The organism is Flavobacterium psychraerolatum (assembly GCF_025960985.1).
Lineage (GTDB): Bacteria > Bacteroidota > Bacteroidia > Flavobacteriales > Flavobacteriaceae > Flavobacterium.
This window is the reverse complement of the sequence record NZ_JAOQMX010000049.1, coordinates 13,906-30,097: the sequence shown is the minus strand read 5'-3', so window position 1 is coordinate 30,097 and position 16,192 is coordinate 13,906. Positions and strand designations below refer to the sequence as shown.

General features: G+C 33.7%; 13 protein-coding genes. 4 read left to right on the top strand and 9 right to left on the bottom strand.

Features of this window, described 5'->3' with window-relative positions; genetic code table 11:
• Nucleotides 1-190: 190 nt before the first annotated feature.
• Entirely contained in the window at nucleotides 191-1,555 is a 1,365-nt protein-coding gene (locus M2326_RS15135) for a methylmalonyl-CoA mutase subunit beta (RefSeq protein WP_264620386.1), read from the top strand.
• Between the two features lie 152 nt (nucleotides 1,556-1,707).
• Here the strand turns inward: M2326_RS15135 and M2326_RS15130 are convergent, their stop codons facing one another.
• A complete protein-coding gene (locus M2326_RS15130; RefSeq protein WP_264620385.1) occupies nucleotides 1,708-1,890 on the bottom strand; it encodes a hypothetical protein in 183 nt (60 codons plus the stop codon).
• 702 nt (nucleotides 1,891-2,592) lie between these two features.
• On the opposite strand from M2326_RS15130, the gene scpA reads away from it, so the two are divergent.
• Entirely contained in the window at nucleotides 2,593-4,725 is a 2,133-nt protein-coding gene (gene scpA / locus M2326_RS15125; protein ID WP_264620384.1) for a methylmalonyl-CoA mutase, read from the top strand.
• An 80-nt stretch (nucleotides 4,726-4,805) separates the two neighbouring features.
• Here the strand turns inward: scpA and M2326_RS15120 are convergent, their stop codons facing one another.
• From M2326_RS15120 to dapF, 5 genes are all read right to left on the bottom strand, one after another.
• Nucleotides 4,806-5,447, bottom strand: a complete 642-nt coding sequence (locus M2326_RS15120; RefSeq protein ID WP_264620383.1) for a peptidoglycan-binding protein LysM — start codon at nucleotides 5,445-5,447, stop codon at nucleotides 4,806-4,808.
• Between the two features lie 97 nt (nucleotides 5,448-5,544).
• Nucleotides 5,545-6,465 (bottom strand): YfiM family protein, encoded by a 921-nt coding sequence (locus M2326_RS15115; RefSeq protein WP_264620382.1) that lies wholly within the window; start codon nucleotides 6,463-6,465, stop codon nucleotides 5,545-5,547.
• A 2-nt stretch (nucleotides 6,466-6,467) separates the two neighbouring features.
• Nucleotides 6,468-7,508 (bottom strand): endolytic transglycosylase MltG, encoded by a 1,041-nt coding sequence (gene mltG / locus M2326_RS15110; RefSeq protein WP_264620381.1) that lies wholly within the window; start codon nucleotides 7,506-7,508, stop codon nucleotides 6,468-6,470.
• A 19-nt stretch (nucleotides 7,509-7,527) separates the two neighbouring features.
• Entirely contained in the window at nucleotides 7,528-8,073 is a 546-nt protein-coding gene (locus M2326_RS15105) for a GNAT family N-acetyltransferase (protein ID WP_264620380.1), read from the bottom strand.
• A gap of 18 nt (nucleotides 8,074-8,091) precedes the next feature.
• Nucleotides 8,092-8,874, bottom strand: a complete 783-nt coding sequence (gene dapF, locus M2326_RS15100; RefSeq protein ID WP_264620379.1) for a diaminopimelate epimerase — start codon at nucleotides 8,872-8,874, stop codon at nucleotides 8,092-8,094.
• A 241-nt stretch (nucleotides 8,875-9,115) separates the two neighbouring features.
• Here dapF and M2326_RS15095 point away from each other — a divergent pair, with 241 nt between their 5' ends.
• Nucleotides 9,116-10,516: a Do family serine endopeptidase gene (locus M2326_RS15095; RefSeq protein WP_264620378.1), complete on the top strand. Its 1,401-nt coding sequence runs from the start codon at nucleotides 9,116-9,118 to the stop codon at nucleotides 10,514-10,516.
• Nucleotides 10,517-11,767: 1,251 nt separating this feature from the next.
• Nucleotides 11,768-12,979, top strand: a complete 1,212-nt coding sequence (locus M2326_RS15090) for an OmpA family protein (RefSeq protein ID WP_264620377.1) — start codon at nucleotides 11,768-11,770, stop codon at nucleotides 12,977-12,979.
• A gap of 348 nt (nucleotides 12,980-13,327) precedes the next feature.
• Here M2326_RS15090 and M2326_RS15085 read toward each other — a convergent pair whose 3' ends face one another.
• The 3 genes from M2326_RS15085 to M2326_RS15075 all read right to left on the bottom strand — a co-directional run bounded on the left by M2326_RS15085 (nucleotide 13,328) and on the right by M2326_RS15075 (nucleotide 16,169).
• Nucleotides 13,328-14,209, bottom strand: a complete 882-nt coding sequence (locus M2326_RS15085; RefSeq protein ID WP_264620376.1) for an SDR family oxidoreductase — start codon at nucleotides 14,207-14,209, stop codon at nucleotides 13,328-13,330.
• A 98-nt stretch (nucleotides 14,210-14,307) separates the two neighbouring features.
• Nucleotides 14,308-15,435, bottom strand: a complete 1,128-nt coding sequence (locus M2326_RS15080) for a methionine aminotransferase (RefSeq protein WP_264620375.1) — start codon at nucleotides 15,433-15,435, stop codon at nucleotides 14,308-14,310.
• A gap of 11 nt (nucleotides 15,436-15,446) precedes the next feature.
• A complete protein-coding gene (locus M2326_RS15075; protein WP_264620374.1) occupies nucleotides 15,447-16,169 on the bottom strand; it encodes an SAM-dependent methyltransferase in 723 nt (240 codons plus the stop codon).
• Nucleotides 16,170-16,192 lie beyond the last annotated feature (23 nt).

The window sequence follows — 16,192 nt, the reverse complement described above, 5'->3', positions numbered from 1 at the left end:
AGACACAATATTCAATAATTTAATCAAAAGAATGGTAAAAGCAGATAATATTTGTCAAAAGGAGATCATATGTAACTAACTGCTTACCTCAATAATTGTTAATTATTGTAGTCTGTTTTTATTTATGTATCTTACTATTTTATAATACTTCAAGAGTTAATTAATGACTTTGACTTGAAATCATAATACCATGGCAACTCCACTCTTTACCGATTTTACTGCAATCACTTCCAAATTATGGAAGCAGAAAATCCAGTTTGAACTTGATGGTGCAGATTATAATGAAAACATGATTTGGAATTCACCTGAAGATATCAAGGTGAAACCCTTTTATCATAATGACGATCAAGTGAAAAAATATAGTTGCAACCGCCAAAGTGATGGTTTTTTAATTTGTCAAAATATTTTTGTTTTTGACATTGATAAATCTATTGAGCGAGCCTTAGATTCTTTAGCGCGTGGTGCCGAAAGTCTACGTTTTACAGTTCAAAATGAGGCATTGAATCTTGCTCAATTGTTACAAAGTTTACCGTTAGATGGATTAACTATTTACTTCAGTTTTAGTTTTTTTTCTATCGAAATCATTAGAAATATTGAAGATAGTGTTCAAAATAAAAATGCAACTTTATATTATTGTATTGATCCAATAGGACATTTAGCTAAAGAGGGTAATTGGTTTTCGACTCCCGATAAAACTAATTTTGATAGTTTAGAAAAACTTTCTGGTTTTTTGTCTAATAGTTCTTTTTTGAGTGTAAACATGAGCTTGTACCAGAATGCAGGAGCCAATATGGTGCAACAATTGGCATATGGACTTGGTCATGTCAATGAATATTTTAATAGATTTCCTGTATTCGAATCGAAGATTGTTTTCGAAATTGCAGTTGGTTCCAATTACTTTTTTGAGATTGCAAAATTACGTGCCTTTCGAATTTTATTTCAAACTCTAGCTAAGGAGTACAATCATAAGCAGGATTGTCACTTAATTGTTACACCATCCAAACGAAATAAAACTATTTACGGTTACAATGTGAATATGTTGCGTACCACGACAGAGTGTATGTCGGCAATTTTGGGTAGTGCAGATAGTATTGCCAACCTTTCGTATGATTCGATTTATCATAAAGACAATGAATTTGGTGATCGAATTGCTCGCAATCAGTTATTGATTTTAAAAGAAGAAAGTTTCTTAGATAAAGTAAATAATCCTGCTGATGGGAGTTATTATATTGAAAGTGTGACCCAACAATTGGCAGATAAAGCGCTCGTACTTTTTAAGGAAATGGAGACTAAAGGTGGTTTTCTAAAATTATTAAATGAAGGTGTAATCAAAAATAAAATCCAAATTAGTGCTGACAAAGAACAGCAGTTGTTTGATACCAAAGTGGAACCATTGATTGGAACCACCAAACATGCCAGTCGTGAAGATCTTATGAAAAACGAACTTGAATTGTTCCCCTTTGTAAAAATAAATCCCCGCAAAACATTGATAACGCCCCTAATTGAAAAGCGTTTGTCTGATCAACTTGATCAAGATCGTTTGGCTACAGAATAATTATTTTTCAACTATAGTTAGTGTTATTTTATTTCTCTTATTGCTAGTTTATTTACTGTTTTTTCTCTGTGAGGCATATAAGATTAAATAGAAAAGCACAACTTTCGCTGTGCTTAAAAATGATAAAATAGGATGTTTTTTATTAGATAGGATTAGTCTTTTTTATCTTGTAATTCTGTTTGGTTTTGTTTTTTAAGAGTGATATCTTCTCCCATATTCATACCGTTTGTCATTCCAATCATTAGTGCAGTTATGATGATCATTGCTTTTCTTTTTAGCCAATGAAAGGATTGTCTGGATTGCTCCAAAGGTTGTTTTTTTTCAGTTGTACGCATGCGCAGGTGTAAAATTAATGTACGTAATTAGTTTAGTTACTATGTCTAAGAGCATAGTTTCCTAAATTTTAAGAGATATTAGGCTATGTACACTATTGACCTGATGTTGCGTGAAGAATGAAAAGTATTTAAAAAAGTATGTTCAGCCAAAAACGCGCTGAAGGTTTGAAAAAGCAAAGTTCTTTTTCGAACAATAAGGGCCGACTGTTGGCAATACCTATCATTATAGAAAGGCTGGTTGACAATGGTTGAATAATCATTGTAAGTAGTCGAATGCAGCTGATAGTAGTATTCTTCACCGCTGTCTTTAGTTGTAAGCCTAGAATTGATCTTGTAAACCTGACAATATGCTGTTGTATTTACCCTAGAATTTTCAGCATAGTCGACCACTATCAAACTAAAAGTTAGAAGGAGTGGTAAAAGATATTTAAATATTCTTTGCAATTTTCTTTTTTGAGGTTGATAGGTTTTCTACAGTCCTTTTCAATTTATTGTCGAAAGTACAAAGTTATATTTTTATTTGAGAAAAAGGTTTATTCTATCTATTTCTGACATCATTCTCAGGTTCTATGGAATGTGTTTAAATAATAGATGTACCAATTGAAGTATCATACTATTGTAGTTTGAATTTTGAATATCATAATTTGATTTCCACTTTAAAAGGAATACCTTTGGATATAGCAGTGTTAGCTTGTACCTATTATGAAAAGAAAAGACATTCAACATATAGTCCTAGATACTTCGAGTTCGAATTTAGTATCAAATTCCCCCGACGATACTTTTGTAACTTCGGAAGGAATTGCTTTGAAAACAAAGTATACCAAGGACGATGTTCTTGCATTGGAACATTTGGATTTTGCTGCAGGGTTTCCACCTTTTTTGCGCGGTCCTTATACTACAATGTATGTTTCTAAGCCGTGGACTATTCGACAGTACGCAGGATTTTCTACCGCGGAAGAAAGTAACGATTTCTATAAAAAAAATCTAGCAGCTGGACAAAAAGGACTATCTATTGCATTTGACTTGCCTACGCACAGAGGTTATGATTCAGATCATGAGCGTGTATCAGCAGATGTAGGGAAAGCGGGAGTTGCGATTGATTCGGTTGAGGACATGAAACGATTGTTTGACGGGATATCATTGGATGAAATTTCAGTTTCTATGACGATGAATGGTGCTGTTTTACCTATTATGGCTTTCTATATAGTTGCTGCGCAGGAAAAAGGAATTCCTTTAGAACGATTGTTAGGAACAATTCAAAATGATATCTTGAAGGAGTTTATGGTTCGTAATACATATATTTATCCTCCTAAAGCTTCGATGAGAATTGTTTCCGATATTTTTGAATATACACACAATTTTATGCCGAAATTTCACTCTATTTCTATTTCGGGTTATCATATGCAAGAAGCAGGAGCGACTGCAGATATTGAGTTAGCCTACACTTTGGCGGATGGACTAGAATACATTCGAACAGGATTGGCAACAGGTATGAAGATTGATGATTTTGCACCCAATTTGTCTTTTTTCTGGGCAATTGGAATGAATCATTTTATGGAGGTTGCGAAGTTACGAGCTGCGCGTTTGTTGTGGGCCAAATTGGTGAAACAATTTGATCCCAAAAATCCGAAGTCGATGGTTTTGCGCACGCATTGCCAAACGAGTGGTTGGAGTTTGACGGAACAAGACCCTTTTAATAATGTCACTCGAACTTGTATTGAAGCGGCTGCAGCAATTTATGGAGGAACGCAATCTTTGCATACCAATGCCTTGGATGAAGCCATTGCTTTACCGACCAATTTCTCGGCTCGAATAGCAAGAAATACGCAGTTATACTTGAGGGAAGAAACCAAAATTACCAAAACGGTTGATCCTTGGGGTGGAAGTTACTACGTAGAAAATTTGACTAACGAACTCGTTCAAAAGGCTTGGAGATTAATTGAAGAGGTCGAGGCCTTGGGCGGAATGACTAAAGCTATCGAAACAGGAATACCAAAATTAAGAATCGAGGAAGCTTCAGCGAGAAAGCAAGCTAAAATTGATAACAATCAAGAAATAATTATAGGAGTAAATAAATATAGATTAAAGAAAGAAGAACAGTTGTTAATTAGACATATCAATAATAAGAAAGTATTGCAGCAACAATTAGAGCAATTATCAGTTTTGAAAATAAACAGAAATGAGGATCTGGTAAAGGAGTCTTTGCTTAAGCTGACTAAATGCGCACAAAGTCAGGACGGTAACCTTTTGGAATTAAGTATTGAAGCAGCAAGAAATAGAGCCACATTGGGCGAAATTAGCTTGGCTTTAGAAAAGGTTTATGGACGTTATGTCGCTAAAATAAAATCCATTACGGGGGTTTATGCTGCTAATATTTGCGAGAATCCAATTTTCGAGAAAGCAAAAAATCTAGTTGAAATATTTAGAGTAGAGAAAGGGGTAGCACCGAGAATAATGATTGCCAAAATGGGGCAAGATGGTCATGATCGCGGTGCAAAAGTGGTAGCTACCGCTTATGCTGATTTGGGCTTTGAAGTTTTTATCAGTCCGCTATTTCAATCTCCGGCCGAGGTAGCTCAGCAAGCAATTGCGTTCAACGTAGATGTTCTGGGAATTTCGTCAATGACTGCAGGTCACAATATCTTAGTACCCCAGGTTATTAATGCTTTAGGAACTAAGGCAAAATCTACGATGCAGCTTGTTCTTGGAGGAGTAATACCACCGCAAGATTATGAAGATTTAATTGATGCAGGTGTTTTAGCTATTTTTGGTCCTGGTACTGCAATTGGAGAAACGGCAATTGTTATTTTAGAATCATTATTAAAAGAAAAATAGGTAGTGTTAAACAGATCTAGAATAAAAAAGGCGATGTAATCTTAGAAGAGTACATCGCCTTTTTTTATTTCGTATACTGACTAATTTAGGCTTACCATTGCATTATTGTCAGGAATAATAAAAGAAGTGTCGTATCCTCCAAAAGCTTTCATGTAACTTCTAATTGATGTTCCATAGGCATCCTTCAAATAACGAGAACCTTTATATCTAAAGAATTTCTTTACTGATCCAGCTCCACCTAGATGTGCTGCAGCGAGTATTCCCGATTCAGTAATTTGTATTCCGCTGATTACTTTACCATCATATTTTTCAATAACATCACGTAATAACCATTTGTTTTTGGCTAAGAGTGCTACAAATGCTTTTTCTTGCATCTTGGGGCTACGTAAAAATTTTGGGCTGTTATTGATTCCGATTGTTTTTAGGGTTTCTACACCAAATTGGTATTTTCCTAAATAACCTAAGGAATTAATCTTCTTGTATTTTCCTTGAGATTCTTTGAAGCCGATTGCCTCTTTGAAACCAATAAATAAATTTCCGGTAAAAGGGATATTCAAATTGGTGTAATCTTCTTGTTCTTGCGATGGATATAAGTATTGAGATCCATCTGGATTTTTTATTAAAAACCAATGATTAGAGTCAATTTTAAGAGGTTTAAAACCCGAGCTTAAAAAAGCTATTATAATCGCTAAAGTTGTATAAAAATACCATTTCTTTATCATAAATTGTTTTTCTTTAGAATGCTGTCACTATCTAAAATTTCTGCATGCAAATATACAACAATTTTTATAAAACTGTAAATCAGGTTGTTAAAGTTCGTTAAAAGCGAAGAAGGTGAACCCTAACTGACTCGTTAGCTGTTAATTCTATTGTGGGTGCGGGGATTTTAATACTGTTGAAAACAGAGAAAAAAGTTTTCAAAAAGTGCGATTCTGTATCAATTTTCGTTAGGTCAACGTCTAAGCTGAGGTAAAATTGTCTTTTTCTGACTAGTATTTTGTCGTTTAGAACGTAAGTTTTTTCGGTATTACCGCTTAGCATTCCATCTGCTCCAAATCCAATCGCTATGTTGAACCATTTGGGTAGTATACTACTTTTTGCGAAAGAGTGTAAATTGATAGAAAGCCAATACGTTTGCCCATTATAATCCTTTAAAAGTTGCTCGCTAAAAGTATGGCCTAAAGATTCTGGTCGCTCTGCTGCATATATCGATTTTTGGAAGGAGAATTTTGGAATTATGCGTTGTTCTTTCCAAATTAGTTCTTGAGAAACATACAAAGCAGTCCCTGATGCATTGGCAATAACATCACCCATCGATGCTCCCCATTCGCTAGAAAATCCATCCAACACTTCTACAGCAGTTAGAAAGGTAAATCCTAGTCCTGCTCCATAAAGTAGTTGTTGTTTTTTAGTAGCACTACTCCATTGGAGTAATTCCGCTCCCATTCGTCCCATTTGATAGGAAGTATAGCTATGCCCCAATTTGTCCATTTGTAGCCATTCCTTATTGTCATTTATAAAATGGAAGTGCGAACGGGGATAGTCAGCATACCATAATTGGTTTAGCCCTACCAAAGCACTTGTAATTGCTATCGCTTCTGTTAAAATGACCGTATTTTTCCTTTGGACGTTTAGAGTATCTGCGGGTTTTAAAAACGAAGAAATTCTGTTTTGTGAGTAGAAGGGAGAATAAATGATCCCTATACAAACAAAACAGAAGTATATTTTTTTACAATCCAAAATTATCGTTTTACCCCTTGCTTATTAATCCATTCTGAATATTTTTTGGCATTCAAAGTATGCTCAGCGTAAGTAGCTGCAAATTCATGGTATCCAAAACGTTCAACACTAGCACAAAAATAAATGAAATCATTTTTTTCTGGATTTAGTACTGCTTCCATAGCAGTAATGTCTGGCATTGCTATAGGACCAGGAGGCAGACCAACATTTACATAGGTATTATATGGCGAACTCATTACTAGGTCATTATATAAAACTCTTTTGATTACTTGGTCAAAATTGTTTGCTTTCTTTTTAAGTGCATATATAACAGTTGGGTCTGCTTGTAGAGGCATTCCAATTTTTAAGCGGTTTAGATAAACACCCGCAATACGAGGTCTTTCATCTTTTTTTACTGATTCTTTATGAACGATAGATGCTAGTATAGTTGCTTCAACGGGTGTTAGTCCTTGTGCTTTAGCTTTAGCTACGCGATCATCAGTCCAAAATTTGCGGTATTCTTTGATCATCTTGTCTCTAAATTTTAGAGCAGGGGTATCCCAGTAAATTTCGTAAGTATTGGGGATAAACATAGCAAAAACAGTTTCTTCATTAAAACCATTTTCTTTCATAAAAACAGAATCTTTTATTGTACTTAGTAATGAAAGGCTATCTGCTTCAATTTGGGAACTTATTCTACCTGCAAAATTTTCTAATCTTTCTTGATTATTAAAAGCTAGTTTTACGGGAATGTTACGGCGTAAGGATTTAACCAAATCATAACTACTCATTCCTTTGGTAAACAAAAAGCGTCCTGATTTTACATTTTCTGGATAGTTACGTTTGTTGGCTACTAATTCAAAACGTTCCATGTCTTCGATATAAGGAGCAAGTATAGCTTGAGCGGTTTGATAATTTGCATCAGTAGGAATATGTATATAAACCTCGTTTTGATCAAATTTAGTGTTTGGTGCAAAAATTTGTCGTACTAATATAAAGCCATATATGATTAATCCTGAGATTATGACAATAGCGGAGATAGAGATTATTTTCTTTAAGTTCAAAGTCTGAGTTTTTAAATTTCTACGTCAGTTCGCTGACATCCGTGTTTATTAATTGGTAAATCCCTTCGTCTTTGTAAACACCATTTATAAGATTCCAATCTTTTTTGATGCCAATACATTCAAAGCCAAATTTAGTAAAAAGAGCTTTACTTGCTTCGTTTTCTTCACATATATTTGCATACAATTGATGTAAGTTAAGGTGTTGAAAGGAATAGTTGATTAAAAGTGTTAATGCTTCTGAACCAATATTTTGTTTTCTATGGCTAAGTCCTTGAATAACGATTCCTACTCCTGCTTTATTGTTCTTAGGGTCAAATTCAAAAAGGTCAATTAATCCTATTGCAGGAAAATCGTCATCTTGGCAAATTGCCAAACGCAATTGTTTGGCTTCATAAATATCTTGTTGTGCATTTTCTAGGTATTGCCTAATCATGAAACGGCTATACGGAGTTTGCGTGTTGCTTACTTCCCAAATGCTTTCATCATTTTCCATGGCATAAACAAATTCTAAATCATTGGGTTCTAAGGCACGGAGATAGATATTTTTTCCTTTTAAAGTTATCATTTGAGAGGGGTGATTTTTTTAGATGCTTACTGTTCCACCAAATACAAATTCAGCAGGACCTATTAAAAACACATTAGTATATAGGTTGTCTTTTTTATCAAATGATACAGTAAGTTTTCCGCCTTCTACGTTAATATTAATAGCTGTTGCTTCTGTTTGTCCTGTGGCGTTCATTGCAATGGCTACCGCTGTAGCTCCGGTTCCACACGCCAATGTTTCATCTTCAACTCCTCTTTCGTAGGTACGTAAATTGAAATTCGTATTGTCTATTTTGGTAACAAAGTTAATGTTACTTCCTTCTTTACCATATAAAGGACCATAGCGCAGCGCAGCGCCATACTTTTTGATGTTGTAGTTTTTTAAATCATCGACCATTTGCACATGATGAGGTGATCCAGTATTCAAAAAAGAATAATCAGGAGTATTTTTAATTTGGTTCACATCTATCATTTGCAAAGAAACAATTCCTTCAGGACTCACGCTTGCATGGTGTAAACCGTCAATAGCATTGAATGTTGCAGTATCATTAATTACATTCATTTTTTTAGCGAAAGCAACCAAACATCGGCCACCGTTCCCACACATCGTACTTTGATTTCCATCGGAGTTATAGTAGACCATTTTAAAATCTGTTTTGGGATCATTTTCTAATAAAATAAGTCCGTCACCGCCAATTCCGAAACGTCTGTCACAGAGGTGAGCGATGATTTCTATGTTTTCTTTGGGAAATGTTTCTGTTCGATTATCAATCATCACAAAATCATTTCCTGTTCCTTGGTATTTATAAAATTCTAATAGCATTTTTTGTTCTTTTATCTAATACAAAAGTACAAATTATAGATAATGAATTGCTGTTTTAATCGAAAGAGTTCTTGGTTTATATAGGTGTTTTGGTCAATTAATTTTTGAATGTTGTGTACTATTTCAATCTTATTTATGATTATTAATGAAAAGTTAAGTTGCGTTAAAGAGCGTTAAACTATTTTTTAATAATCTGTTTTAGTGTTAAATTTATAGTGCAATTAATATAATAGTAACAATTATGAACAAAATTTCACAGCTTTTTCTGGTTTCACTGATGAGTGGAGCTACTACTTTGGGAGCTTACAAAATATTTTTTGATAGCAATGCTCCATTTTCTTTCGATAAAAAACCATTGACAACAGTTGCCTCAACAAGCTATAACCGAAATGTAGGTCTCTCCTCGAGCGTACTTGATTTTACAGAGGCTGCTGAAAAAACGGTCCACTCTGTAGTGCACGTAAAAAATGTTTCTCGCAGAACAGTGTCCAACCCTATGTTAGAATATTTTTATGGATATCAAGGCGGTCAATCGCAAGAGCAAGTTGGGACTGGTTCTGGGGTAATCATTTCTGAGGATGGGTATATTGTAACCAATAATCATGTAATTAAAGATGCCTCTGAAATCGAAATTACATTGAATAACAAAAAATCATATAAAGCTAAGTTGATCGGGACCGATTCCAAAATGGATATCGCATTATTAAAAATTGAAACAACCGAAAAATTGCCCTATACTGCTTTTGGTGATTCAGATAATGTTAAAGTTGGAGAGTGGGTTTTGGCAGTTGGTAATCCATACAATTTAACCTCTACTGTTACTGCAGGTATTATTTCTGCCAAAGCTAGAAATTTAGGTGAGAATGGAATCCAATCTTTTATTCAAACAGATGCAGCCGTGAATCCAGGGAATAGTGGTGGAGCATTGGTAGATACAAAAGGTAATTTGGTTGGTATCAATACAATGATCTCGTCTACGACTGGTTCATATGTCGGCTATTCTTTTGCTGTTCCGTCAAATGTTACTCGCAAAATTGTCGAGGATATTATGGAATACGGTAACGTACAAAGAGGTATTCTCGGTGTTGAAGGAGGTGAACTGAATGCGATGGCATCCAAAGAACTAGGTGTTTCCCAAACAGAAGGATTTTACATTAACAGAGTGACCAAGAATTCAGGTGCAGAGAAATCTGGTTTACAAAAAGGGGATATCATCATTAAGTTAGACAATCAAAATATCTCTACTTTTGCTGATTTATCGGGTTATATCAATACTAAGCGTCCAAATGACAATGTGGTGGTTACTTATTTGAGAGATGGAAAATCTAAATCTGCAACAGTAACATTAAGTAAAAATGAGTTTTTCTCGACGGAATTTAAAGGGATAGAATTAGAGAATATTGAAGCTGCTGACAAAAAGAAATTTAAATTAGATTACGGTGTAAAAATCAAAGCTATCAACAATGAAAATTTGGCACAATATGCCTCTGAATTAAAAGGTAATATTATTTTGAGTATTGACAATGTGAAGGCCACTAATATAGAATCTGTTTCCCAATTATTGAGTAAAAAAGATGAGGGTCAAAGTATTCGAATAGAAATGGTTAATAAATCTGGTGAAATTATTCGAATTATTATATAGTAACTATTTGAATATCAATTTAAACCAATTTCAATTTTGAAGTTGGTTTTTTTATGTAAAAAAGTGTCAATATATTTTACGAAATCGTTTGAATAAAGTATTTTTGCAGTCGATTTAATGAATAAGTCGTTATTTAATAGATGAAAAAAAGTATATAAAGTATCAATTCAAAAGGTTGTTACTTGATTTACAGGTTGGAGCTACTGAGGTTAAATTTTTAGTTTTTAGTTTTTAGTTCAAGTTTTAGATTAAGGTTTTTAGTAGTTCCTCCTTATTATAGAAGTCCATCTCATTATGAGGTGGATTTTTTTTTAATTTTGAGTAATCATTTTATACTACTCTAATGATTTTTCCAGCTATTCGTTATATTTATCACTTTGTCTACTGTACCGCAATAGGATGTTTCTTCGATTTGGATTATTGTTTTTTGCATTGCTTTATACTTCTGAAATTATAATCATGCTCATAATCCATGTTGTAATATAATAGGGAGAAGGTAAATGTAATAGTGTTCTAGCTTTAATATCCTTTAAAAAAATCTACTTAAGAATTACTAGAATTAGTTTTATAAGGTACTTGGTAAGTTGTTTATTGAGAGTTATTTTACTGAAAGAATTACTTGATTGTGAATGTAAACTTTTTAAATATGTAGTTTTTTACATAAACTTCTTTCTGTAAGTGTTGTCTATCTTTACAGTTTTTTATTAATTAAAGGAATACTATTTCTTTACATTATGAGCGGTTATTTGATAGCAGAACTCTTAAAGTATCGATTACTATTTTTTTTGCTTACTCAAGAATAAGTTATTCTAATTTAAGAATTAATCTGATGGATCATGATGTGTAAAACTTTAAACTTAGTATCCTTATTGTTCAAAATTTATTTTAGCAATAATCTTTCTATTTGGATTATAGCCTTTCTATTTGTTAGTTGTAATTGTCGCTTTAGTATTAATATTTTCTTTAAAATACTATATTGTTCAATACTAAAACAACAGTGATTAGGGAATAATCACTAAGTTTCACTACTAAATATACTCTATATCCAAATAATCTGATTGTAAAGGTGATTCATTCCTAGTAAAGTAATGATATGTTGAATAGGAAAAGTTCAATAAGTAAATATATTTTAAAAAAAAAATATTTTTATGCTATTTATCTGATAATAATGTAGTTTAACAGATAAAAAATAAATAATGATTTGAATGCTGTAATTTTATTAAAAAAGATCAATTTTAATTCAATTATTTCATGAAAAAAATCATAATTACTTTGCTTGCCACCTTATCAATTACGGCAATTAATGCGCAGAATGTAACTCAAAAAGAAAACGAAAGCGACCAATTCAATAAATGGTCTGTTGAAGTAGCAGGTGGATTTAATAAACCATTGAACCGCTTCGGAACAAGTACATTTGGATTTATTACGCCTTATACTGTTGATTTTGGGGTTCGGTATATGTTTAATAATAAATTCGGTCTTAAAGCAGACTTAGGATTTAATCATTTTCAAGAAAAAAAAGGTACTCCTAATTTTTCTTCACAATTTTATAGATTAAATATTCAGGCTATTTTTAATTTAGGTCGAATCATGAATTTTGAAACTTGGACAAATAGCATAGGTTTGTTAGCACATACTGGTATTGGTCTTGGTATAGTCGAAAATGAAGTTGATAATGTAGGTATTGGAATTGTAGGTCTTACAGCTCAGGTGAAAATTTCTGATCGTTTTGTTTTAACAGGAGATTTAAGTGGAATGGTTACTACTAAGCAATTACGTACTTTTGATGGGGTAATTACTAACAATGGTTATGGTGGTATTCTAAATGGTACAGTCGGACTTACCTATTATATTGGTAAAAATGCAAAACATGCTGATTGGTATGTAAGTAACCCAGTTTCTAAACTAGAAAAAAGAGTTTCAGAACTTGAGGCTATGAACGTTGACACCGATAAAGATGGTGTTGTGGATTATTTGGATCTTGAACCTAATTCAGTTGAAGGAGCTATGGTTGACGTTCAAGGGCGTAACATCGATAAAAATAAAAATGGTATTCCTGACGAAGTTGAAAAGTATCTTGATGCTAAATATAAATCAGAAAGTGGAACTGGATCTATTGATGATACTGTGAAAAGTTTGATTAATGGTGGTTATGTATCTGTGTTTTTTGATACAAACAAATCGACTTCAAATATAGAATCATCTGATGCTACATCGTTTATTTTAACTTATTTAAGAAATAATCCATCTGCCAATATAGATATCATTGGTCATGCTGATGAGGTTGGAAGTGAAGTTTCAAACAATACTTTAGCTACCGCTAGAGCTAATGCAGTAAGAGAAACCTTGATCAAAGCTAACATTGCTGAATCAAGATTAAATGTTATAAGTGAAGGTGAAGATAATTCTTTCAATGAAGGAGCTCATAATTTGGCACGTAAGGTAACATTCAAAGTGAAATAGTTTTATTTCATTGTAAAAGAAATTGTTAAGGCCACCAACGATACCTAATCGTTTGGTGGTTTTTTTATTGTTCGAAAATAAAGATGTAATAGTTTTGCTTTAAATGATCTATGTTACTTGCTATCGGATAAATCTTTTTACAATATAGATGATAGATGATAGATTATTTTTATAGTTTATTAAAATGCAAGGGCAAGTGAATCAAGAATAATTATCAAAGAAGAGCTACCATTTTAAATAAAACAGCCGCAATAGTAGTTCAATTGCAGCTGTTCTGTATTTATAAAATATGATTATTATAATTGAATATAAGTCTTACTGGAAAGATCTTGAATAAATGTTTGAATACTATTTTGATTTTTTAGCTTTAATCATGGCTTCAAGTTGATCCCAAAGCTCTTCGGGAATGGCTTCAAGTAGATTGAATTGACCGGCACCTTTCAGCCATTCACCTCCGTCGATTACGACAACTTCACCATTTATATAGGCCGAAAAGTCAGAAACAAGGTAAGCAGCTAAATTTGCCAATTCTTGGTGGTCACCCACACGTTGCAAGGGCACTTTCTTGGCCATGTCAAATTTCTCTGCCAAATCACCTGGTAATAAGCGGTCCCATGCTCCTTTGGTAGGGAATGGACCTGGTGCAATTGCATTGGTGCGAATACCATATTTTGCCCACTCTACGGCTAGGCTACGTGTCATTGCCAAAACACCTGCTTTGGCGGTGGCGCTTGGTACAACATATGCCGATCCTGTCCAAGCATAAGTAGTTACAATGTTTAGTACAGTAGAATGTTCTTGTTTAGTTTCGATCCAATGTTTTCCAAAGGCCAGTGTACAGTTTTTTGTTCCTTTTAGAACAATGTCAATTACGGTATCAAAGGCGTTCGCTGATAATCTTTCGGTTGGTGAAATGAAATTTCCGGCTGCATTATTTAGTAATACATCGACTTTTCCAAACGCTTTAAGTACCTTTTGTAGCATTACTTCTACTTGGTCGTAATGCCTTACATCACATTGAAGGGGTAAACAGGTACCACCAGTAGCGCTTTCTAATTCTGATGCTGTAGTAATCAATTTGTCTAAATCTCTGGAAGTAATGGCTACTTTGGCTCCCAATTCAAGGAAATACTGTGTCATTGCTTTACCTAGTCCGCTTCCTCCTCCAGTAACAACAATTACTTTTCCTTGGAGTGCATCGTCACGTAACATTTTATCTTTGAAATTCATAGGGTTAGCTTTTTAGTAAATATAAGGAATTTAAACTTACTATGCATGCATAGTAAGTGAAATAATTATGAACATTTTCTTAGACTATAGTGTAATAATTATAAAGAAGTTAGATTTTTGGCGGCAGCTTCTAGTGTTTCATTTGTTTTGGCAAAACAAAAACGGATGTGTTTGAGGTCTGTGTCATCTGCATAAAATGTTGAATTCGGTATGGCTGCAACTCCAAAATTTTTTGCTAGTCTTTTGCAAAAATCGACATCGTTTTCGTTAGAAATTGCTGCATAAGAAGCTATTTGAAAGTACGTGCCTTCACAAGGTAGTAACTCCAATCGGGTAGGGGTTAATAATTGCTTGAAATAGTCTCGTTTTTTTTGATAAAAAGAAGCTATTTCGTCTAATTGCACTATATCTAAATAATCACTAATGGCTACTTGAGATAAACTATTGACACTAAAAACCATAAATTGATGAACTTTTTTGATTTCGTTCATCAAATTTTCGGGTGCTATCAGATAGCCAATTTTCCAACCAGTAATATGAAATGACTTGCCAAAAGAGGAAGTAATGATCGATCGCGATATTAATTTTTCGCGGCTATTTGCTGAAATGTGTTTTTGCTCGAAAGTGATGTATTCATATACTTCATCAGACAATAAAAGTAGGTTTGGGTAGTGTTCCAAAATGCCTTCTAATGCCTCAATATCACTTTGAGTAAAAATTCGTCCCGTGGGATTGTGGGGATTGTTGATGATGATCATTCTAGTTTTAGAATGGCATGCTTGCTTGATAGTTGTCCAATTAACAGTATAGTCATCTTCAAGTGAAATTCGAATAGGAATTCCATTACTCATTAAAATTGAAGGTTCGTAGGAATCATAACTAGGATCAAGTACTAGTACTTCGTCTCCCGTTTTAATCAATGCCTGAATTGCAGTGAATATTCCTTGTGTAGCTCCAGCCGTTATCAAGATTTCAGTATTAGGGTCAACGGTTCTATTGTATTGTTTTTCTGTAAGTTCTGCAATTTTTTGCAACAAGGGTGGGTATCCAGCCATTGGCATATATTGATGAACATTTTTATGAGTGAGCTTTGCTGTGATTTCGATCAATCTTTCGTCAACTGGAAAATTAGGGAAACCCTGTGACAGATTTATTGCGTGGTATTCTGACGCCAATTGGGACATAGTCGAAAATATGCTTGGTCTAACATTGGGAAGCTTACTCATCTTATTTAAACTTACATTTTATGAATAATGAAAATAGTTGGACGTTTGTGTAAGTCAATTGTCTCTTTTTTCCAAGCCGATATTTTTTTTGTTCTAATGTATTCGGTGGGTAAAGTGATGTCTGTTGCGATACACAAATGAGTATCTGGATGTAAGGTTTGGATTAGGTCTTCTAATAATTTATTATTACGATATGGTGTTTCAATAAAAATTTGAGATTGATTTTTCTCAAAAGAAGTTCTTTCTAATGCTTTAAAACTCGCTTTCTTTTCGTCTTTTTCGATAGGTAAATAACCATGAAAAGTAAAGCTTTGTCCGTTCATTCCAGAAGCCATCATGGCCAATAATATAGATGAAGGGCCTACTAGCGGAATCACCTGTATTCCTCTGTCATGTGCTATTTTGACAATTACAGCACCTGGATCGGCAACACCCGGACAACCAGCTTCGCTCATTAATCCCATGTTTTTACCTTCTAATAAAGGTTTGATAAAATCTAAATGTTCTTTGGTTTCGGTATATTTATTTAGTGCAAAAAGGACTAAATCAGGTTGTTTTTTCTCTGGTTGAACTTCTTTGATCGATTTACGAGCGGTCTTTTCATTTTCAACAATATAATAGTCAATCAAATCGATAGCTCTTTTTATAGTTTGTGGTAAAACGTCCATTGGGTTGCAATCACCCATTGTTGTTGGAATTAAATAGAGTTTTCCTAGTGTATTGTTGGTATTCATTATTCTTATCTTTAGCTATAATT